At 66.1% G+C, this 20,847-nt stretch carries 18 protein-coding genes and 1 pseudogene; 8 read left to right on the top strand and 11 right to left on the bottom strand.

The genetic code is table 11. The annotated features are described in order from the left end of the window. Window positions 1-13: 13 nt before the first annotated feature. On the bottom strand, window positions 14-1,288 hold the full coding sequence (locus W823_RS46540) for a hypothetical protein (RefSeq protein ID WP_023959650.1): 1,275 nt from the start codon (window positions 1,286-1,288) through the stop codon (window positions 14-16). Window positions 1,289-1,290: 2 nt separating this feature from the next. Continuing rightward, entirely contained in the window at window positions 1,291-2,439 is a 1,149-nt protein-coding gene (locus W823_RS46535) for an SPFH domain-containing protein (protein WP_023959648.1), read from the bottom strand. 168 nt (window positions 2,440-2,607) lie between these two features. On the opposite strand from W823_RS46535, the gene W823_RS46530 reads away from it, so the two are divergent. Both W823_RS46530 and W823_RS56675 read left to right on the top strand, forming a co-directional pair. Then, complete coding sequence (locus W823_RS46530) at window positions 2,608-3,309, top strand: hypothetical protein (RefSeq protein ID WP_152538093.1); 702 nt, start codon at window positions 2,608-2,610, stop codon at window positions 3,307-3,309. A 96-nt stretch (window positions 3,310-3,405) separates the two neighbouring features. Continuing rightward, window positions 3,406-4,704, top strand: coding sequence for a DUF4192 domain-containing protein (locus W823_RS56675; protein WP_023959642.1), 1,299 nt, complete (start codon window positions 3,406-3,408; stop codon window positions 4,702-4,704). Between the two features lie 9 nt (window positions 4,705-4,713). Here W823_RS56675 and galE read toward each other — a convergent pair whose 3' ends face one another. Further along, on the bottom strand, window positions 4,714-5,706 hold the full coding sequence (gene galE, locus W823_RS46525; protein ID WP_023959640.1) for a UDP-glucose 4-epimerase GalE: 993 nt from the start codon (window positions 5,704-5,706) through the stop codon (window positions 4,714-4,716). Between the two features lie 10 nt (window positions 5,707-5,716). After that, window positions 5,717-6,400: a metal-dependent transcriptional regulator gene (locus W823_RS46520; RefSeq protein WP_030163376.1), complete on the bottom strand. Its 684-nt coding sequence runs from the start codon at window positions 6,398-6,400 to the stop codon at window positions 5,717-5,719. A 153-nt stretch (window positions 6,401-6,553) separates the two neighbouring features. On the opposite strand from W823_RS46520, the gene W823_RS46515 reads away from it, so the two are divergent. Next, window positions 6,554-7,834, top strand: a complete 1,281-nt coding sequence (locus W823_RS46515; RefSeq protein WP_023959636.1) for an acetoin utilization protein AcuC — start codon at window positions 6,554-6,556, stop codon at window positions 7,832-7,834. Continuing rightward, entirely contained in the window at window positions 7,740-10,508 is a 2,769-nt protein-coding gene (locus W823_RS46510; protein ID WP_369792633.1) for a GNAT family N-acetyltransferase, read from the top strand. The genes W823_RS46515 and W823_RS46510 overlap by 95 nt, the downstream gene beginning before the upstream one ends. A 78-nt stretch (window positions 10,509-10,586) precedes the next feature. Here W823_RS46510 and W823_RS46505 read toward each other — a convergent pair whose 3' ends face one another. The 3 genes from W823_RS46505 to W823_RS46495 form a co-directional block, all read right to left on the bottom strand. Then, a complete protein-coding gene (locus W823_RS46505; protein ID WP_051406577.1) occupies window positions 10,587-11,555 on the bottom strand; it encodes a sigma-70 family RNA polymerase sigma factor in 969 nt (322 codons plus the stop codon). A gap of 160 nt (window positions 11,556-11,715) precedes the next feature. After that, complete coding sequence (locus tag W823_RS46500) at window positions 11,716-13,218, bottom strand: methyltransferase (RefSeq protein ID WP_023959630.1); 1,503 nt, start codon at window positions 13,216-13,218, stop codon at window positions 11,716-11,718. Further along, window positions 13,215-13,598 (bottom strand): DUF3099 domain-containing protein, encoded by a 384-nt coding sequence (locus W823_RS46495; protein WP_081729804.1) that lies wholly within the window; start codon window positions 13,596-13,598, stop codon window positions 13,215-13,217. Before W823_RS46495 ends, W823_RS46500 begins: the two co-directional genes overlap by 4 nt. A 65-nt stretch (window positions 13,599-13,663) precedes the next feature. On the opposite strand from W823_RS46495, the pseudogene W823_RS46490 reads away from it, so the two are divergent. After that, window positions 13,664-13,896, top strand: a pseudogene (locus W823_RS46490) (DUF3039 domain-containing protein). Here W823_RS46490 and W823_RS46485 read toward each other — a convergent pair. Beyond that, complete coding sequence (locus tag W823_RS46485; protein WP_023959626.1) at window positions 13,897-15,042, bottom strand: YihY/virulence factor BrkB family protein; 1,146 nt, start codon at window positions 15,040-15,042, stop codon at window positions 13,897-13,899. A gap of 207 nt (window positions 15,043-15,249) precedes the next feature. On the opposite strand from W823_RS46485, the gene W823_RS46480 reads away from it, so the two are divergent. Then, on the top strand, window positions 15,250-16,980 hold the full coding sequence (locus W823_RS46480; protein WP_031332583.1) for a DEAD/DEAH box helicase: 1,731 nt from the start codon (window positions 15,250-15,252) through the stop codon (window positions 16,978-16,980). Window positions 16,981-17,076: 96 nt separating this feature from the next. Here the strand turns inward: W823_RS46480 and W823_RS0129685 are convergent, their stop codons facing one another. Next, window positions 17,077-17,283, bottom strand: a complete 207-nt coding sequence (locus tag W823_RS0129685; protein WP_030163359.1) for a hypothetical protein — start codon at window positions 17,281-17,283, stop codon at window positions 17,077-17,079. A 254-nt stretch (window positions 17,284-17,537) separates the two neighbouring features. On the opposite strand from W823_RS0129685, the gene W823_RS46475 reads away from it, so the two are divergent. Continuing rightward, the gene (locus W823_RS46475; RefSeq protein ID WP_023959622.1) at window positions 17,538-18,497 is read left to right on the top strand and encodes a DMT family transporter; all 960 of its coding nucleotides are present in this window, start codon (window positions 17,538-17,540) and stop codon (window positions 18,495-18,497) included. An 18-nt stretch (window positions 18,498-18,515) separates the two neighbouring features. Then, window positions 18,516-18,869 (top strand): DUF952 domain-containing protein, encoded by a 354-nt coding sequence (locus W823_RS46470; RefSeq protein ID WP_023959620.1) that lies wholly within the window; start codon window positions 18,516-18,518, stop codon window positions 18,867-18,869. An 18-nt stretch (window positions 18,870-18,887) separates the two neighbouring features. On the opposite strand, the gene W823_RS46465 is transcribed toward W823_RS46470, so the two are convergent. Continuing rightward, window positions 18,888-19,565, bottom strand: coding sequence for a response regulator transcription factor (locus W823_RS46465; protein ID WP_023959618.1), 678 nt, complete (start codon window positions 19,563-19,565; stop codon window positions 18,888-18,890). Further along, window positions 19,562-20,770, bottom strand: a complete 1,209-nt coding sequence (locus tag W823_RS46460; RefSeq protein ID WP_023959616.1) for a sensor histidine kinase — start codon at window positions 20,768-20,770, stop codon at window positions 19,562-19,564. Before W823_RS46460 ends, W823_RS46465 begins: the two co-directional genes overlap by 4 nt. Between the last annotated feature and the right edge of the window lie 77 nt (window positions 20,771-20,847).

Genomic DNA, 20,847 nt, shown 5'->3' with positions numbered 1-20,847 from the left:
TCGGTGGATGCGGTCATCGCAGCGCCGCCCACGTGGCGACCACTGCGATGATGACGATCAGGGCCGCGAGCACGGCGAACGCGATCTTCACCTTGCTCCACGGACGTTGGCCCTGCACCTCGCCGGTCACCCCGTTGATGAAGACCTGGAAAGGATTACCTGCGTAGACCACGGTGAGCAGCCAGATCGGCAGCAGGACGTGCTTGAACGTGAGCGCGTTGTACCTGGTGTCCTTGCTGTTGATCCGCTGGTGGTCACCGCCGATGTCGCGACGGATCGCGTGGTCGATCCCGGCGTCGATCCGTGCCTGGGCCACCGGAAAACACTGGTCCGCGTCGTGATCGTAGGTGCGGCACAGATGGCCTGCGACGAACTCGGGTGTGTACGGCGTTGCCTGAGCCGTCGGCCAGGGTTCGAGTTCATGCACCTTGTCGGTGTCGAATCCCGTGTTCGCCAGAACCGCCACGTCGTCGAAGTCGACCCCCACGACACCGGAACGGTGACTCCACCGCGTGCGGGTCTCGGTGCGGCGATTGTCGCCGCTGCCGACCGTCACCGTGTAGTTGTCGCCGCGCATTCCGGTGTACGACGTCGTAGTGTCGGCGTCATAGGTGAAGTAGGCGGCATACACGCTGCTGAACGCGCCCACCTCGCGGTACTTCTTGAACTCGGTGGGCGCGAACCAGCGACTGTTGATCCACTTCTCGATCACCTCGCGGCCCTGCTTGTCATCGACCTGGAACGGCAGGATGCCGTCGACAGGAAGTCGCGTGGGGGCGTCGTGGATGTCGTCACGCTGGATCGGGGTGGCACAGTACGGACACCGGGTGGCGGTCAGGGTGCCGCTGAAGGTTGTTCTGCCGCCACAACTCTGGCAGACGATCTCGCGCTCGCTCACTGTCTGACCCGACGAGTTCTCGGCGATCAGCCCGCGCAGCTGGGTCATCGTGGAGGCCAGGTCGTGTTCGACCACCCGCCGGTTCGGATCCAGCACGATCTGATGGGAACGACCGCAACTCGGGCAGAGCAACTGCTGTGACGCCGGGTCGAACACCAACTGTGCCCCGCAGGTGTCGCAGGGATAGGTACGCGTCCGCTCGGTGACCTGGAACTGGGCTCGCTCGGGGTCGGATGGTCCGGGTAGCGGTTGCTGTGGCGAGGCCGGTCGCGGGTCATGCGTCGGTAATGGTGGCGGGTCGAAGGACGACGGCGCGGCGTATCCCGAAGGCGAGGCGTCCGGCTGAGCATGACCGGGCAGTGGCGGCGGTCCGAAATTGTCGTCGTTCATGGCTATACCGATGGTGTGGTCGTCGGGATGGGTGGCGGGGTCGCGAACAAGCCTGCAAGAGCGGGAACGGTCGCCGCCTGCGCCCATCCGGGCATGCCCTGGGTCCACACCAGAGTCGCCCCGGTGAACTGACCCGACGCGACCGCACCCTGCAGCTGGGCGACGGTATAGGGACCCGCCGGCTGACCGCCGTTGTCGATGTGGAACGTGACGGCCCCGGGCAACGGTGGAGGCCCTTGTGGCGCAGTGGCATTCGCCTGCTGCGCCTGCCCGCCGAACTGGCCGGCCATCTGACTGCCCAACGCCACGCCCATCCCGGCCGACATCATGTCGCCCATTGCACCCCCGCCGGGGTTCTGGGCTGCGGCGAGCATGGCGTCGGCGGCTCTGCCCTGTTGATAGCGGCCCAGGTCGCCGACGTTGTTCAAGAAGCCGCCCTCCTCGACGCCGCGGGCGACACCACGCGTCATCGCCGAGGTGATCTCGTCGGGCAGCGAGATGTTCATCGTGATGGAGTCGATCGACAGCCCGAACTCGTCGTCGACACGCTCGGCGACGAAGTCCCGGAGTTTCTGCGACAACTCGACCTGGCGCCCCTGGAGGTCGATCACGCCGAGACGGGTTTCCATGATCATGTCCGAGAACGCCAGTGTGATGACACGCCTCAACAGCTCGGAGATCTCTTCCACGTCCACCTCGCTGTCGGTGCCGATCACCTCGCGAAGAAATATGTCGGGTTCAGCCACCCGAACGACACACAAACCGTTGGCCCTCACCTGGACCATGGTGAAATCCGGGTCGCGCACGGTGACCGGATTGGCGGTGCCCCAGCGAAGGTCGGTGACCGGCCGGGTGTTGATGAAGTACACCTCGGACCGGAAGGGGCTGGTGAACCCGTGCTTCCAGCCCTGCAGGGTGCTCAGGAGGGGGAGGTTCTCGGTGGTGAGCTGGTAGTGGCCCGGACCGAACCGATCGGCGAGCTGCCCGCGGTAGACGAAAACAGCCTGCTGACCTTCCCGGACGATGAGTTCGGCGCCGTTCTTGATCTCGTTGTTATAGCGAGGAAACCGCCAGGCCAACGTGGAGCGTGAATCATCGATCCATTCGATGATGTCGACGAGTTCACCCTTGATCTTGCCGATGATCCCCATAACCGTTGTTCTCCTCGCGGCGTCGCCTGATCGCTGTCTTCGGTGATGTTCGCGCAGCAGTCGCCCCGGCGGCTGTCACTAGTGGGCAGTCTAATCGTGTCGCGCGCCCCGATGGCCTGCTCGCGGTGGCACAGTGGGTCCGGTGAGTTGGGTGTCGGGGTGAGCCGGGTGACAGGTTTTCGTGCGGGGCGACGGGGGTTGTCCTTGCTGGCGATGGTCGCTGTCATCGCGGTCGCCGGGTGCACGTCGGCGGTCGACGGTGAGCCGACGGCAGCACCGACGGGGTCGGCGGAGCCGCAGAATTCGAGTTCGGGCCTCGACCTCGCGTCTCGATCCGTCACCGCTGCAGACTTTCCGGCCGGCTACTCGCCGACAGAAGTGACCGGAGACCAGTTGCGCGCCGTGCTCGCCGATACGGCCGGAGTTCCCACCGGCGGCGGTGTGAACCCACCGAACTGCGCCCCGAGACCGTTGCCCAGTGGCGGTGGGCAGGCAACGGCATGGGTGGCAACCGGCGCAGGGCCCAATGCGGGAACCCTCAGCGCCGTGTCGGTTCTGGTGAACTCGCCGCTGGCCGACCTACAGACCCAGATCCAGAACTGCCCGTCATACACAACTGACGCATTCGGCGCGACAGCCACCGTGACCACCACGATCCTGCCTCCTTCGCCCGCGGAATCCGACGAGTCGATGGCGTTCCGTCGGGTCACGGTCTCGGGGGCCATGACTCAGACGATGACCGCGCTGGTAGCCCAGAACGACGGGGTACGCGTATACGTCACCTCCCTCATCGCAGGTCCGCGGCCCGGATCGGATGGGTTGGCACTCGACGAGTTGTACACCAAGGCGGTCTCTCGCTCGCGTGGATGAGTCGGCCGCTGTGGACAACCCGGAATCGGTGGACAACCCGGCCGAATCGGTCCTCGTGCCATCACCTCTGTTGTCGGGTGCCCCGAACATCGGTGCATGACATCTGACAGCTACGCCACATCGGTTTCCGGCCCGGGGGCGTTGATCACCGCCATCCCGGCCCTCCTCGGCTTCATCCCGGAGCGTTCCTTGGTCCTCATCACCCTCGACGGGGAGGGTGACGAGATCGGCACCACCATGCGACACGATCTTGTGCTCGACGACAGGGGTCGTCCTACCTCGGAAATGCTTGCGCTCATCGAGCACCTCGCGCACGTGTGCGAGTCGTATGACGCACAGCTTGTGATGGGGGTCGTGATCGACGGCGCCCATCCGGCCGACAGCCCCCACTATCGCCGCCTGTTCGCGATCATCGATCGGCATCTGGCCGCGGTCGGCGGACTGTACGGCGGTTTCGTGACGCCTGCCATCACCGCAGGTTCTCACTGGAAGACGATGTGGGACAACAGGTCCGACGCACAACAGGGGAGCGGTCCGGCCACGGGTGTGGTGGGTGACCCGACGATCAGCCCGGTGGCCATCGCACGCGCCGTCAAGAACGGCAGGCGAGTACTGATGACCCGCGACGAGATGGTGAACAGTTTGTCAGCCCTTCCGCACTGTGCGGATCCGGCCTGTGACGCCCACGCCGTGGCCGCCGACGATGACAGGGCGTACTGGCGGATCCACGACGAACGCGCGGAGAGTGCGCTGTTCGGCTCAGGGGAGGACGAGGACCTGGACCCACAGGACTCTGGTCGAGTGGACGACACCGCGCACTGGGTGAATCGGGTCCCGCAGTCGCTGGACCAGACGACAGTCGCTCCCTCGACACTGCGACGGTGGGCCGAGTCGGCGGCGCCGCAGCGAATTGCGTTGCCGGCCCTGGTCGATGACCTTCGCCGCCTCCAGGAGAGGCTCGACCTCGAGAGCGTCCTGGACGTGCTCGAGGACGGTCGTGAACTGACGTGTGCCGATCTCCGGTTCTTCGACAAGGCCCTTCGTGAGTTCTACGTGCGCGACTCGCTGCTGGCGCTGGCGGTCACCGACCGATGGATGGACGCCGAGCGCGCGTGGACGCAGGCTGCTCGTCGGCTCCGCGGTCGCGGACAGGCATCTGCGGCCACGTTGCTCGGATTCATCTACTACGTACACGGCAACGGGGCGATGGCAGGCACCGCGTTCGACGTCGCGTTGCGTGCCTGCCCGGACTACTCGATGGCAGTGTTGTACAGCGATGCCCTCGTGCGGGGGATCCCACCCCACAGGATCAGCGAATGCGCCGAGTCAGGATTCATCGTCGCGCGGTCACTGGGCGTGACACTTCCGGAACCCTTGATGCGGCCGGCGGCCTGAGAACAGACGTCAACGAGCGGCGGCTGCCGCCGAGTGGGCCCGATCACCGAGGGTCCGTGTGAACTCCCAGGCGTCGCGGACGATGACCGGCAGGTCTGTCTTCTCCGGATACCACCCGAGGTCGGCGATGGCCTTGTCGCTCGAGGCGATCAGGACGGCGGGGTCGCCGGCGCGACGCGGTGCATCGACGACGGGGATGTCGAGACCCGTCACCTCGGCACACGCCGAGATGACCTGCCGCACAGAGAATCCCGTGCCACTGCCCAGGTTGTAGATCGCGTGACGACCGGCTATTGCCGATTCGAGCGCCAGCACATGTGCCTGCGCCAGGTCGTACACGTGGATGTAGTCGCGTATCGCCGTGCCGTCATCGGTGTGGTAATCGGTACCGAAGACCTTGATGTGGTCCCGATGTCCGAGGGCGACCTGAAGGATCAGCGGGATCAGATGCGTCTCGACCTGACGATTCTCGCCCGCGCCGGCATGTGCGCCCGCAACGTTGAAGTACCGCAAGCTCATCGCGGCCAGCCCGTGGGCCGCCGCGTAGGACGTGATGGCGTGGTCGATGGCGAGTTTTGTTGCGCCATAAGGGTTCGTCGGTCGAGTCGGTGAGGACTCGAGAATCGGCACCGACTCAGGTTCTCCGTAGGTGGCGGCGGTGGAGGAGAACACCAGTCGCGGGGTTCCCGAACGCCGAACGGCCTCGAGGAGGGCCAACGACTCGACCACGTTGCCGTACCAGTACTTTTCGGGGGACTCGACCGATTCGCCCACCAACGACTGCGCTGCGAAGTGGAGCACGCCATCGAATGAGTCGGAGCCGAGTACACGCGGCGCGACCTCGCTCACGTTGCCCTGGATGAACGCGGCGTGATCGGGCAGGGCATCGACGTTGCCGGTGGAGAGATTGTCGATGATCGTGACGTCGTGGCCGTGTTCGATCAGCACACGAGCGCAGACGCTACCCACATAACCGGCTCCGCCGGTGACCAGAAGCTTCATCGCGGTGCGGTCAGACCTTCTCGACCTGCAGCGAGTGGGCCATCTCCTCGGACAGTGTCAGACCTTCGTGCCCCGGGGTGATGATGACGATCGCGCCGGGCTTCACCGACACGGTCACCCGCGCGTTGGGCACCACACCGGCCTCACGGAGCTGACTGATCAATTCGATGTCCGACTGAGCATGCTCGGACAACCGCCGGACGATCACGGCAACCGGTTCGCCCTGCGGGAGTTCGGAGATGCGTGTCATCGGTCCGGGAGGTGCCATGTCCTCATAGCCCAGCAAGTCCAGGCCCGGGATCGGGTTCCCGTACGGCGAGGTGGTCGGGTGGTCGAGGACCTCCAGCAAACGGCGCTCGACGTTCTCGCTCATCACGTGTTCCCAGCGGCATGCCTCGGCGTGCACGTCTTCCCACGGCATGCCGATCACGTCGACCAGCAGCCGCTCGGCGAGCCGGTGCTTGCGCATCACCGACACGGCGAGGCTGCGGCCTTTGTCGGTCAGCTCGAGGTGGCGGTCGCCCGCAACCATCACCAGTCCGTCGCGTTCCATCCGTGCGACGGTTTGTGACACCGTCGGACCGCTCTGTTCCAGCCGCTCTGCAATACGCGCCCGCAGCGGGACGATGCCTTCTTCCTCGAGGTCGTAAATCGTCCGGAGATACATCTCGGTGGTGTCGATCAGTTCGTTCACGATCCCCATCCCTTTCGTCCTCTAGTAAGGTTACCTGTACGAGTGGGTTGTAGCGGTAGCGCGGGGCGACGGGGCGCGATACGCCTGTGCCTCCGTCCGGGTGATCCAGGCCGACAGGGCCCCACTGCGCATCAGTCGAACTAGGCTCGCAGTATGAACAATGCAGTCGACCGACCCGGCGCGGAGCCGGCCGCGGTGATCTGGAGCGACGACTTCCTGGGATACCGATGGACGGCGGCGCATCCGATGAACCCGGTGCGACTGGCCCTGACGATGTCTCTGTCGCGGTCACTCGGGGTGCTCGACGGTGTCGAGACCACGCCGCCGATGAACGTCGACGACCGGCTGCTGCAGACCGTGCACACCTCCGCTTACCTCGATGCGGTGCGCAGCGCCTCCGCGGTCGACGACTATGTCGGCGGCGCAACACATTTGCTGGAGAGACTGTTCGGGCTGGGTAGCACGGACAACCCGATCTTCGAGGGAATGCACAGTGCCGCCAGCGTTCTCGTCGGCGGCACCATGGCGGCCGCCGCGGCAATCGCGTCCGGCTCGGTACGTCGAGCGGTGAACATCGGTGGGGGCATGCACCACGCGATGCCGGGTCACGCGGCAGGTTTCTGCATCTACAACGACTGCGCTGTCGCGATCAGGTGGCTGCTGGAGCAGGGGTATGACCGCATCGCCTACATCGACATCGACGCGCACCACGGTGACGGCGTGCAAAAGGTCTTCGCCGCGGACCCCCGCGTTCTGACGGTGTCGTTGCACCAGCATCCGGCGACGCTCTGGCCGGGCAGCGGGTGGCCGGAAGAGGTGGGGGAGCAGGACGGCAGGGGCACCGCGGTCAACATCGCGCTGATGCCCGAGACCACGGACAAGCTGTGGCTGCGCGCATTCCACGCCATCGTGCCCGGGATGCTCGAGAGTTTCCGTCCGCAGATCATCGTCAGCCAGTGCGGAGTGGACAGCCACCGGCGCGATCCGCTCACCGACCTGTCGCTGACGATCGACGGTCAGCGCGCCGCGGTCCTCGCGATGCGTGACCTGGCCGACACCTACGCCGAAGGGCGTTGGCTGGCGGTCGGTGGTGGTGGGTACGGCATCGTGGACGTGGTTCCGCGCAGCTGGACCCACCTCATCGCGGCGGTCACCGGACACGACCTCGACCCGGTGACCACCATCGATGAAAGCTGGTGCCGCGCAGCGACAGAGGAGGCACAATCGCTCGACGAAACGCTGCGCGGCGATCCCGTCAACAGCATGAGCGACGGGGGCGACATCGACTACCTCCCGTGGGACGGTGATGGTGGTGGACCGCTGATGGCGGGTGTCACCGATGCCGCCCAAACCCGAACAGACGCCACCATCATGGCCACCCGCCGAGCGGTGTACCCGCTGTGCGGACTCGATCCGGAGGACCCCCGTGACTGACACCGTGCCACCCGATCAGCGGGGCCCCCACGACTATCCGCGTCACTGGATCGCCGACGTTCTCGCCAGCGACGGCGGCGTGGTCCATCTGCGCCCGATCGTGCCCGAGGACGCCGACCGTCTCGTCCGCTTCCACTCACGGCTGTCCGAGCGCACCCGCTACCTGCGTTACTTCGGTCCGTTCCCGCAGATCCCGCCCCGCGAACTCGCGCGGATGACCACCGTGGACCACTACAGCCGCGTCGCGTTCGTCGGCATGCTCGGCGGCGAGATCATCGCCATCGGCATCTACGAGAGCCTGGCCGGCGACGGCAAACCCGGGACGGCGGAGGTCGCGTTCGTGGTGGCCGACGAGCACCAGGGAAGGGGACTGGGCCCGATCCTGCTCGAACACCTCGCAGGTGCCGCTGCGGAATGCGGATTCGAGAAGTTCGAAGCCGAGGTGCTGGCCGAGAACCCCAACATGGTCGCGGTGTTCCGAGACGCGGGATATCAGCTGCGACGTAGCTTCGACGGCAGCACCATCCACGTCGAGTTCACCATCGACCCGACCGAAGCCCTGTTGTCGGTGCGCAACGCGCGCGAGCGCGGATCAGAGGCCCGCAGTGTGGCAAACCTGTTGCGGCCGACGTCGGTTGCGGTCATCGGCGCTTCCGTCGACAGATTGAAGGTCGGCAATGCGGTGCTGGCGAACGTGATCGCCGCGGGGTTCACCGGGCCGGTGTATCCGGTCAATTCCGAGCACCGGGCGGTGCGCGGCATCCGCGCCTATCCGACGGTGCGCGACATCCCGGATCCTGTGGACCTGGCCATCGTCGCGGTTCCGGCCGACGCGGTCGAGGACGTCCTCGACGACTGTCTGTCCAAGGGTGTCAAGACGTTGCTCGTGCTGTCCTCCGGATTCAGTGAGACCAGCGATTCCGGGCTCGAATCCGAGCGTCGTCTGGTCGAGTCCGTCCGTGAGCACGGTATGCGACTGGTGGGGCCCAACGCCCTCGGTGTGGCGAACACCGATCCGGCTGTCGGTCTCAATGCCACACTGGCGCCGTTGGTTCCAGGGCGAGGCGCGGTGGGCTTCTTCTGCCAGTCGGGCGCCCTCGGCATCGCGATCCTGGACGCCGCCGCCCGACGGCAACTGGGTCTGTCGACGTTTGTGTCGGCAGGCAACCGCGCGGACGTATCCGGTAATGACCTGCTGCAGTACTGGGACAGCGATCCGGACACCGAGGTGGTGCTGCTCTATCTGGAGAGCTTCGGTAACCCCAGGAAGTTCACCCGCCTCGCCCGGCGGGTGGCAAGCGGCAAACCGGTTGTCGCGGTCAAGTCCGGCCGCGGTGCCGTGCCACCCGCGATGGCCGCCGCCGACCATTCGCTCGACGACGAGAGCACCCGGGCCATCCTCGCCCAGTCCGGCGTCATCCAGGTGGGCACCATATCGGCACTGTTCGACTGCGCGACGGTCTTTGCGTATCAACCCCTTCCGCGTGGTCCCCGGGTCAGCATCGTCGGCAACTCGACGGCGCTGGGAGTGCTGGCACAGGAAGCCGGTAGCCACTTCGGCCTCGAAGCGGTTCAGCGGGTCGATCTCGGACCAGGTGCCTCCCCGGAAGAGTTCGAGGCCGCCGTTCGGACGGCAGCCGCCGATGACGGGGTGGATGCATTGATAGCCGTGTTCGTCCCACCGGTGGCGGTGAGCGTGGACCGGTACGCCCAGGCGTTGATGACCGGGATGGCCGACTCCGACAAACCAGTGGTGACCACGTTCCTCGCGGTGGAAGGCATCCCGCAGAACCTCACCGTCCTCGGACCACACGGAACACCTGCACGCGGATCGATCCCGTCCTATCCAGGGCCCGAGCGGGCCGCCGAAGCACTCGGATATTCGTGGCGATACTCGCAGTGGCGGTCGCGGCCACCGTCCCAGGTCCGCCGGCCTGCCGATGTGGACCCCGACACCGCTCGCCGTCTCGTCCGGGAGGCCGTCGACGCACAGGGCGGGGATGTCACCGAGCTCGACGACGCGGCAACCGCCGAGGTGCTCGCCTGCTACGGCATCCACATCGTCCCCTTCCGGGAGATCAACAGCGTCGAGGAGAGCGTCGCGGCTGCGGACGAACTCGGATATCCCGTTGCCGTCAAAGCATTCTCGGAAGAATGGCGAGGCCGGGCCGACCGCGAGGGTGTGCGCCTGGACCTACCCGACCAGCATGCGGTCCGGCTCGCGGTGGTGGAACTGGGTGAGGTGACCGGCGAATCCCGTCTGCACGTCCAGCAGATGGCACCCAAGGGGATCAGCACGGTCATCAGGGTGCGCGACGACCCGTCGTTCGGGTCGCTCATGTCGTTCGGATTGGCCGGCGTGACAAGTGATCTGCTGGGGGACAGGGCGTATCGGGCCTTGCCCCTCACCGAGAGCGACGCCGCCGACCTGATCGAGGCGCCGCGGTCGGCGCCACTGCTCTCGGGCTATGGCGGTTCGGAGCCGGTGAACAAGGATGCACTCATCGACCTGGTCACCCGTATCTCGGCACTGGTCGACGACATCCCCGAGGCACGCGAGGTGGTGTGCGACCCGATCCATGCCACGCCGGCTGGGGTGGCCGTGCTCGCGGCACGCATGCACGTGGGGCCCGTTCCCACCAAACACGATTCAGGGCCCCGCCGTCTGGGGTGATACGGGATCCATGACGAGAAAAGCCGCCACCGACGAATCGGTGGCGGCTTTCCGCTCGAGTGAAGACGTACGGCGCGATCAGCTCGCGTAGGCGCGAAGCCGCTCGGCGCGTTCGCCCTGGCGCAGCTTCGACATCACTTCGCGCTCGATCTGGCGAACACGTTCACGCGACAGGCCGAACATCCGCCCGATCTGATCGAGGGTGCGGGGCTGGCCGTCGTCGAGTCCGAAGCGCAGGCGGATGACCTGCTGCTCACGCTCGTCGAGGGTGGAGAGCACGGTGCGCACGTCGGTGTGCAGGAGACCGGCGATAACGGCATTTTCGGCGGAGGTGGCCTCCGCATCCTCTATGAAATCGCCCAGGGGAGCTTCTTCATCGCTGCCGACCGGCATGTCCAGGCTCACCGGGTCGCGGCTGTGGTCGAGCAGATCGGCGATCTTCTCGGCCGGGATACCAGACTCCGACGACAGCTCCTCGTCGGTGGCCTCACGGCCGAGCTGCTGATGGAGTTCACGTTTGATGCGGGCCAGCTTGTTGACCTGCTCCACCAGGTGGACAGGGAGCCGGATCGTGCGGCTCTGGTCGGCCATACCGCGGGTGATGGCCTGACGGATCCACCAGGTGGCGTAGGTCGAGAACTTGAAACCCTTCGCGTAGTCGAACTTCTCCATCGCTCGGATCAGACCCAGGTTGCCTTCCTGGATCAGGTCCAGGAGCGGCATGCCGCGGCCGGTGTAACGCTTGGCCAGCGAGACCACCAGGCGGAGGTTGGCTTCGAGCAGATGCGAGCGAGCCGACTCACCTTCACGGACCAGTTGGGCCAGATCGCGCTTCTTGACTGCGGACAGACGCTTGCGGGTGGCCAGGACATGCTTGGCGTAGAGGCCGACCTCGATCTGCTTCGCCAGTTCGACTTCCTGCTCGGCGTTCAGGAGGGCGGTGCGGCCGATACCGTTCAAATAGACGCGGACCAGGTCCGCGGCCGGGCTCTGTGCATCCAGGTCCTGTTCGGTCATTGCCGGACGGATGGTGGTGGGGCTGGACATGTCGGCCTCCTCGAGTGCGATTGTCTTCACAGAGTTCAACGGCTGAGCCTCACCAGATAGTTCCGCGAGGTGTTCCCGCGCAGGATGCGCTGACCTGCGTCTTTGGGAAGACGGTCTGAGAAGTTACTGAGAGTGAACTGAGCTTTCCCGGCAGGGACCGCTACATCCCCGCGGGGACGACGATTCCGTGACGCACCAGGCCCTCGATCATCGCGTGCACATCACCCGGATCCAGGGGGTCGGACCCGGTGGCCATGGCGAGCAGCTCGGCCACCTCATCGAGGCACAACCCGTCGGGCCGCAGCCCAGCCAGCAGGGATCGACCGAGTGCATCGATCTCGTGGCTCCACCGGGGTCCGTCTCCGCGGTGGATGCGGGTGACGACGTCCTCCCAGCCGTCGTCGCCGGTCAGGGTCGCGACCCGTTCGAGCGCGGTGCCCCCACGCACGCTGAAGCGTTCCTCGCCCAGATTGTGGTCGCGTAACCACGCGACCCGACGCAGATACTCGGCCGCCTCGGGACCCAGTGGGTCGTCGAACGCCTGACTCATCTCTTCGGCCAGCAGGTCGGTGGGCTCATCGGTGCGGCGCAGGAAGACGAAGCCGAAACCGATGCCCCGCACCCCGGCATCGTCCAGATGGCTCAGCCATCGGTCCGCCAACTCCGCGGCCGCAGGATCGCGCAGGTCATGCCCGGCGTCGCGCAGCCACGTGCCGACGTAGAGCGCCGGATCGGCGACGTCGCGCTGGACCACCCATGCGTCCACACCGTGGTCCGGGATCCACTGCGCAACCCTTTCGCGCCAGTCGTCGCCGCGGATCGTCCACGAAGCCAACATCGACGCAGTGCCGCCCTCTGCAAGGAAGTCCGGTGCTGTTCGGCACATCAATTCGCTGGCCCCGTCGAGGTCGAGGCCGGAGTCGCGGTACGTGTGCGTCACGGACGGGAGGCCCACCACAAACGGCGGGTTCGCCACGATGTGGTCGAAACGCGATCCCCCGACCGGTCCGAACCAGGCACCACGCGCCACTGTGACCCGTTCAGGCGCGATGTCGTTGATGGCCACGCCGGCGCGGGTCATCGCCAGTGATCGTCCGGTGATGTCGGTGGCGGTGATGTGGCGAGCGAAGTCGGCAGCGTGGATCGCCTGCACACCGCAGCCCGTCCCGATGTCGAGAAGTGTGCCGACCGGCTCGGTTGCTGTTGCCCTGAGCAGTGACAGCGATGCCTGCCCGACTCCGAGGACATGATCGTCGGTGATGGCGATCCGGCGCATGCTGCCGTCGAGGTCGGAGAACAGCCAGCGCGACCCCGTCCCGAAATCCACGGGCCGGACATCGATCGCGGCTCGGACACCGTGATCGTCGTGATCGAGCATCCCCACGCGCACCGCATCGTCGACTGGCACGGGCTTCAGGGCAGCGGCTACGTCACCCTCCGGGCAAGTGTCTCCCAACAGGAGCAGCCGGATGAGGACGCCGAGCTCGCCCCCGTCGGCGCAAGCACGCCGTACCGGTACGGGTTCGCCGCGACCGAGCGCATCATGCGCGTCGGTTCCCAGTAGGTTCAGGATCCCGTCGGCGGTGTAGTCGGTACGGAGGAACGCCGAACGCAGACCGGCCGCAATGGACGCCAGGTCCTCGACGGATCGACCGGTGCTCACTCGCGTCGTCGGTCGAGCCCGTTGAAGGTGGCCCCGTCGGTGAGCTGGCGATGATTGTCCGGGCCGTACTTGTACTGGGGCACCTCGCCCTTGGCCCGAGGCGGTCGATCATTGGCGATCAGGACCGCCACCCACGGGATGGGAATGGACAGGACGATGATGCCGAGTGCCAGCAGACCGTTCTGGGTGGCGCCATAGACGAGCCCCGCGATGACAAGCGCCGGAACGCGAAACGCCATCAGCGTCAGGTATTTGCGTACTCGAGTACGGTGCTGCTCCTCCAGGGACGTCTGCGCCTGGGTGATCAGATATGTCTCGGTCGCGTGCTCTTTCGGACCCACGGCTCCACTATCCACCTTTCCTGGCCGGACAGCCACCATGCGCGGTGTGACCCCTACGGCACGCCCATTGGCCGACACCGCCGCAGCGATGCAGAATTGGACCCATGGATACGCAGACCGTCGAACGCCCCGATGTCACCACCGATGAGACCACCGAAGACGACACCCCGAAGTTCTTCCACTATGTGAAAAAAGACAAGATCGTCGAGAGCGCTGTCATGGGGAACATCGTTGTCGCGCTGTGCGGCGAGACCTTTCCCGTCACCAAGTCGGCGAAGCCGGGTCCCCCGTGTGCCCGAAATGCAAGAAGATCTACGCCCGCATGAAAAAGGATTGATCACCGCTCATCCTCGAGGGGACGGTCCGGGCTGCGTCGTGGAGGCGACTGCGGCGGTTCGACCGCCTCGAGATCCGGTTTACGGATCGGGCCCGTCGGCAGTCTCTTCGGAACGGTTTTGAGTTGGTCGGTGATGTCGCTGGTCTGCGCCGAGACCCAGTCGCGGACCTGGTCGATCTTGCTCGGATTGGCGGGCCACGTCTCCTGCACGATGGAGTTGAACTCCGCGCCGATGACGATGGCGAATCCCAGGAAAAACGTGAACAGCAGGAACGCGATCGGCGTCGCCAGCGCCCCGTAGCTGTACCCGGTCTGGGTGATGATCGACAGGTACCAGCGCAGCACCGCGCTGGCGAGCCAGAACACCGCGCCGGCCAGCAGCGCACCGCACAGCAGCCGGTGCCACGGCAGTGGATTGGCCAGGGCTACCCGGTAGAGCGTGGTCAGTCCGATCAAGAGCAGGACGGCCACCGCCGGGAAGTAGCCGTAGTCGACCAATTGTGACCCGGTCTCGCGCCACGCATCGGGTACCACCTCACGTACGTACGTGGGGCCAAGGGCGACCAGGGGCAGAGTGAACACCGACAGGACGAGGAAGCAGACGTAGAGCCAAAGCGCGAACAGCCGCTGTGTCACCGCGTGCCGCACGTTGTGTTGACCGTGGGCGACCACGATGGAATCGACAAAGCTGGACATCGCCGAGGACCCGGCCCACAGCGACAGCAGGAAGCCGAGCGAGATGACCTCTGCGCGACCGCTGACGAGCACGTTGTCGACGGTGGGGGTGATGATCTCGTCGACGACGTTCTGGCTGAACGTGCGGTCCGCGAAGCCGATGATCCGGTCGGAGATGATCTGTTCGGTGTTCGGGCCGAACCAGCCCGCGATGTAGCCGAGACTGCCGAGAATGCCCAGGAGGAGTGGGGGCAAGGACAACGTCTGCCAGAACGCGGCCTGCGCGGACATCGCGAAAATCGAGTCGTCCCACGACTTCGTGATCGTGCGCCAGAGGAGCCGGGGAATAGTTCTGAGGACCGGCGGTCGCGACGTCGGGGCGTCGAGGGGATCTGCGTGCGCGCCGCGCGCCGGCTTCTTCGGGGCGGGTTCGGATTGGGGATCGGTTGGAGGAGCGATGGTGTCCAGCATTGCCGAAGTTCGGATGCGATGCGTGATGCCGCGCCGCCGCCGCGGTCGCTCGGACGTCTGCGGGCGCGGTAACATTTTGCCGGTGCCCGACGGACCCGTGCAGTGGCCGATCTGCCCCTCGGCAAGGCACCGACCGTCCGACCAGCTCGGACGGGTGGAATCCGATCTCATCGCAGCTAGGAGTTGTGCCCTGTCGTGACCCGACCTATTGCCGCCACCGGATCACAGGTCACGTCCGACCCAGCGCCCGCGCCCGCCGCGTCGTCGCTGCGTACCTGGCAGCGACGCGCGCTGACAAAATATCTGTCCGCGGCACCGAAGGACTTCCTGGCGGTCGCGACCCCAGGTGCAGGCAAGACGACGTTCGGTCTGCGGATCGCCACCGAATTGCTGACCGACCGCACCGTGGATCAGGTCACCGTCGTCGCGCCCACCGAGCACCTCAAGCACCAGTGGGCCGCAGCGGCCGCACGCGCGGGAATCGCCCTCGATTCACGATTCAGCAACAGCACCGGCCAGACCAGTTCGGACTTCCAGGGTGTCGTCGTGACATACGCGCAGGTCGCGGCGCATCCGGCTCGACACCGGGTGCGAACCGAGAACCGCCGCACCCTGGTGATCCTCGATGAGATCCACCACGGAGGCGACGCGAAGAGTTGGGGAGATGCGATCCGGGAGGCGTTCTCCGACGCGACCCGGCGTCTGGCGTTGACGGGAACCCCGTTCCGGTCCGACGACAGCCCCATCCCGTTCATCAACTACGAACCCGAGCCGGGCGGTGGAGCCCGTTCGGTCGCCGACTACGTGTACGGGTATTCCGATGCCCTTGCGGACGGCGTGGTTCGGCCGGTTGTCTTCCTCGCGTACTCGGGGGAGGCAAGCTGGCGAAACAACGCGGGGGAGGAGTTCACTGCCCGCCTGGGTGAGCCGCTGTCGGCCGAGCACACCGCACGCGCCTGGCGGACCGCCCTTGACCCACACGGAGACTGGATCCCCGCTGTGCTGCAGGCCGCGCACACCCGGCTGCGGCAGCTCCGAAAATCAGGGATGCCCGATGCCGGTGGGCTGGTGATCGCCAGCGATCAGACCGTCGCACGCGACTACGCCGAACTCCTGCAGGCCATCACGGGTAAGGCCCCGGCGCTCGTCTTGTCCGACGACCCCAAGTCGTCGATGAGGATCGCGGAATTCGGTGACTCCGACGACGAGTGGATGGTCGCGGTCCGCATGGTGTCGGAGGGCGTCGACGTGCCGCGCCTGGCAGTCGGCGTCTACGCCACCAGTGCGTCGACCCCGTTGTATTTCGCTCAGGCGATCGGCCGGTTCGTGCGGTCGCGGCGGCCGGGAGAGAACGCGAGTGTTTTCCTTCCCTCGGTGCCCGTGCTGCTCCAACTGGCCAGCCAGCTCGAAGCCCAACGCGACCACGTGCTCGGCAAACCCCACCGCGAGTCCGACGGACTCGACGACGCGCTGCTGAACGACGCCAACAAGACGAAGGACGAGAAGGACGACGAACGGGGATTCGAGTCCCTGCACGCCGACGCCGAGTTGGACCAGGTGATCTTCGACGGGTCCTCGTTCGGTACGGCGACGTTCTCCGGCAGTGACGAGGAGGCCGACTATCTCGGCCTTCCGGGGCTGCTCGATGCCGACCAGGTGCGGGACCTGTTGCAGAAGCGGCAGTCCGATCAGATCGAGGCCCGCAGTGCCGGTCCTGCAGCTGCGCCGGCCACACCGCGCGAACCCACCGTGGGCAATCAGCTCAGTGCGTTGCGCCGGGAGCTGAACAGCCTTGTCGCGATGCACCACCACCGGACCGGTAAACCGCACGGACTGGTCCACAACGAGCTGCGTGCGAAGCTCGGGGGACCGCCCACAGCGATGGCCACGGCAGAACAACTGCAGGCCCGGATCGAGGCGCTGCGCACCTGGCGTTAGGACTTGCGAGAAGGTCCTGCGCCCAGGTCGGCCGCACAAACGACTCCGCCGCGGTTCACAGTGAGTGAACCGCGGCGGTGTTGTGTTGTCGGCGTGTCAGACGAGCTCTTCCTCGTTCGTGATCACGGTGGCGCCCATGTCCACCAGCCGGGCTTCGTGCTCGTTGAAGTGGTGGCGGCAGAACAGCAACTCGCCACCTGTGGAGAGAACAGCGCGTACACGGGCTGCTGCACCACATCGATCACAGCGGTCGGCAGTGGTCAACGGCATGGAGATCGGGGGCGTGGTGATGGTCTCTGACATTTTTTCCTCCGTCCCGGGCCTGCGCTGGCGCGGTCCCTTCGCGAGCTAACACACCGGGGTGGTGCATCCACTCTCACTCTTTCAGACGATCAGGGATTCGGCTTTGTTCCCGGGTGCCTCGGCGTGTGTCGTCACTCACCCGTAATAGCAGGCTTTCGATCGGCAACATCTGTGTATCGCGGGCCTATGAAATGCATCCCAGTACAGCCACCTCGCCGGGTCATCACCGCGGTCGTCATGCCTACAGTGAGCCCATGAGCAGCCGTGTCGATCCCTCTCGGTCGGAACGGATCTCCGCCAATCTACCTCTGCTCTTCATCATCGGGGCGGTGTGCCAGTACGTCGGCGCATCGGTTGCGGTGCCGCTGTTCTCCCAGCTCAACCCGGCAGCAGTGGCCTGGCTTCGGGCCACCGCCGCCGGGCTCGTGCTGTTGGCTCTGTGGTGGCCGATCGCAGGGCGGCGATGGCCGAGGGGGCAGGGCTCCTATCCACCTCGCCGACTCGCGATCGCAGCTGCTTTCGGGCTGATCACCATGGGTATGAACATGGCCTTCTACCTGGCGATCGACCATATCGACCTGGGGGTGGCCGTCGCGATCGAGTTCCTCGGGCCGATCGTCGTGGCAGCAGCGGGTTCGCGGAAGATGTCGGACGGGCTTGCGGTGGTGTCGGTGCTGGTGGGCGTCGTCCTGCTCAGCGGGGCGAGTTTCTCCGGTGCTCCGCTCGGGGTGCTGTTCGCCCTGGTGGCCGCCGGATTGTGGGCCGGCTACATCGTGGTCGGCAAGATGGTGTCGACGGGGAACGTACATGCCGAGTCTGCGCCGGCCGGCCCGGCGTGGCGCAACGGGATCGACGACCTGGCCATCGGTCTCAGCGTCGCCGGGGCCATCTGCGCCCCGGTGGTGATAGGCATCACGACGACCATCTCGCCCGGAGAACTCTGGAGCTGGCGGGTCCTGGCGCTCGGCGTCGCGGTCGGCGTGTTGTCGAGCGCCGTGCCGTATCTACTCGACCAGGTGGTGCTCGCCCGGCTCGGACGGTCCCAGTTCGCCTTGCTGCTCGCACTGCTGCCGCTGACCGCGACGGTGGTGGGCGCCATCGCATTGGCGCAGGTGCCTTCGTGGCCCGAGATGTGCGGAATGGTGCTGGTGGTCGCCGCGATCGTCTTCACGGCGCGATCGTCCGAAATTGACTCTGGCGCAGGTACCGGGTGATGCGGCAGGCTGGTAAGGGTGAGTGACGGCGTCCACCTGGTTCATCTGTGCTCGATATCCGACTGGCTCGAGGCGCGTTCGAGTGGCGTCCTGGAACCGGAGTCGCTGACGCAGCAGGGGTTCGTGCACCTCTCCGAACGCACCCAAGTCCACATCCCGGCCAATCTGCTCTACCGCGATCATTCCGACCTTGTTCTGTTGAGCATCGATCCACAACGCGTGGGTGGCGAGATCGTGTGGGAAGACGGCGACCCGCCGAGTGATGACGGAACGCAGTTCCCGCACCTCTACGACTCTCTGCCGACAAGCGCGGTCGTCGGCGTGGAACGGTACGAAATGGATGACTCCGGCCGATATCCACAACTCAACTGACTGCCAGGTCTGGAGTGGTCAACCCGTGCCGTCGGGTCTGACGACACCATGTTCGCGGGCGATGATCGCGGCCTGCACACGGGACTGGAGCCCGAGTTTGGTCAGTACCCGTGACACGTGAGTCTTGACGGTCGTCTCCCCGATGAACAACTCCGAGGCGATCTGCGCGTTCGACAGTCCGCGTCCCAGTGCCGCCAACACGTCGCGTTCGCGTTCGGTCAGCTCGGCCAGCCCGCGTGCCACGAGACGATCGGGTTCGGACGCCGGCCGCGGCGACGGGTGGTCGGTGAACCGTTCGATGACCCGGCGAGTCACTTCGGGGGCAAGGGCAGCGTCTCCGCGCGCCACCGCCGTCACGGCCGACACCAGTTCTGTTGCGGTAGCGGTCTTGAGCATGAACCCGGCCGCTCCGGCGCGCAGCGCCGCGAAGAGATAGTCGTCGATGTCGAAGGTGGTGAGGATCAGCACGTTGGCGTCGTGGGTGGCGCCGATGAGAGCGGTGGCCGCGATCCCGTCGGTGCCCGGCATGCGGATGTCCATCAGCACCACGTCTGGATGGAGTTCTGCGACGAGCCGGACGGCGTCATCTCCGTCGACGGCCTCGCCGACGACCTCGATGTCGTTCACGCCGTCAAGCATGAGGCGGAGCCCCGCGCGGATGGCGGCATGGTCGTCCGCGATCACGACCCGGATCATCGGGACCCTGCCGACGTGGTCGATACGCTGGCGGTGGTGTCGAGGACAATGGTCGGCAACTGCGCGGACACTCGCCATCGTCCTTGTGAGACAGACACTTCGAGCACGCCGCCCACCGACGACGCGCGCATCCTCATGTTCGTGATGCCGTGGCCGGCGTCCGGCAGGGCTGCCGTGGTTCCGTCTGGTACCGGGTTCGTCACCGCAATCGTCAGAGACGAATCATCTTGCTGCACATCGATCTCGATGGCGCTGCCGGGACTGTGGACCGTTGCGTTGGTGATGGCCTGTTGGATGATGCGGAAGGCGGCGATGTCGGTGGCCGGGGCCAGGCGTGAGTGGACGATCGTCGCCCGCACGGGAGAGCCGGCGGCCCGTGCGGCGTCGATCAACCGGTCCACCCGGGCCAAGGTCGCGGTGGCCGGAGGATCGACATCGTCGCTCCCGGAAAGCAATTCGATCATCGTGCGCATCTCGCCGAGCGCGTCGACGCTGCTTGCGCGCACGGTACGCAGCACTGTCTCGCGGGTTGCCGGGTCGGTGGTCTCCAGGGCCGCTGCAGTCTGTAGTGCGATGCCCGACAAATGGCCCGCGATCACGTCGTGGAGATCGCGCGCCAGCTGCCGGCGTTCCTGGGCGATCGCGGCCTCCTGTTCCCGGACGGCCAGTTCCTCGGTCGCCTGAGCCCTGGCGCGTTCGCTGTCGGCTGCGATCTGATGTTGCCTGATCGCGTGGCCGTAGGAGGCGGGGGAGGCGATCAGTGCGGTCACCAGCAGCATGACCATCAAGGCGATCCGCCAGTCACCGGAACCCGCGATCGCCGTGGTCAGGGCGACCGCGGCGATCAGCCAGTTCGCCAGCAACATGGCCCGCCGGGTCTGGGCGGAACCGTACCTCGCGACGGAGTAGACGACATCGGAGTACACGATCCACACCGCGATCGTGGGGCCGGCGAACGCATCGACCACCATGACGGCCAGGCATCCGCCGAGAGCGATGTCCGGGCGGGTCGACCGCAGCGATTGGAAAGCGCACGCAAGGGCGAGTGCGACGTATGGGACCCACTCCGGGACGACAGAGACAAGTGGCTCACCGCCGAAGAAGTAGCGCAGGTCGCCGACGTAGAGCGCGATGCCCAGAACGAAAAATGCCACGGCCACTGCGACATCGCGCCGGCGGTCCGGGTCGATGGTGAGCTTTGTCATCGCGGCGCCTCCTTGCACCCCACCATGACAACACATCGGCTGACCGCGGTCGTCGTCCCAAGTGATGACTCTTTCTC

Source organism: Williamsia sp. D3, assembly GCF_000506245.1.
GTDB lineage: Bacteria > Actinomycetota > Actinomycetes > Mycobacteriales > Mycobacteriaceae > Williamsia > Williamsia muralis.
This window is presented reverse-complemented; position numbering and strand designations above follow the sequence as displayed.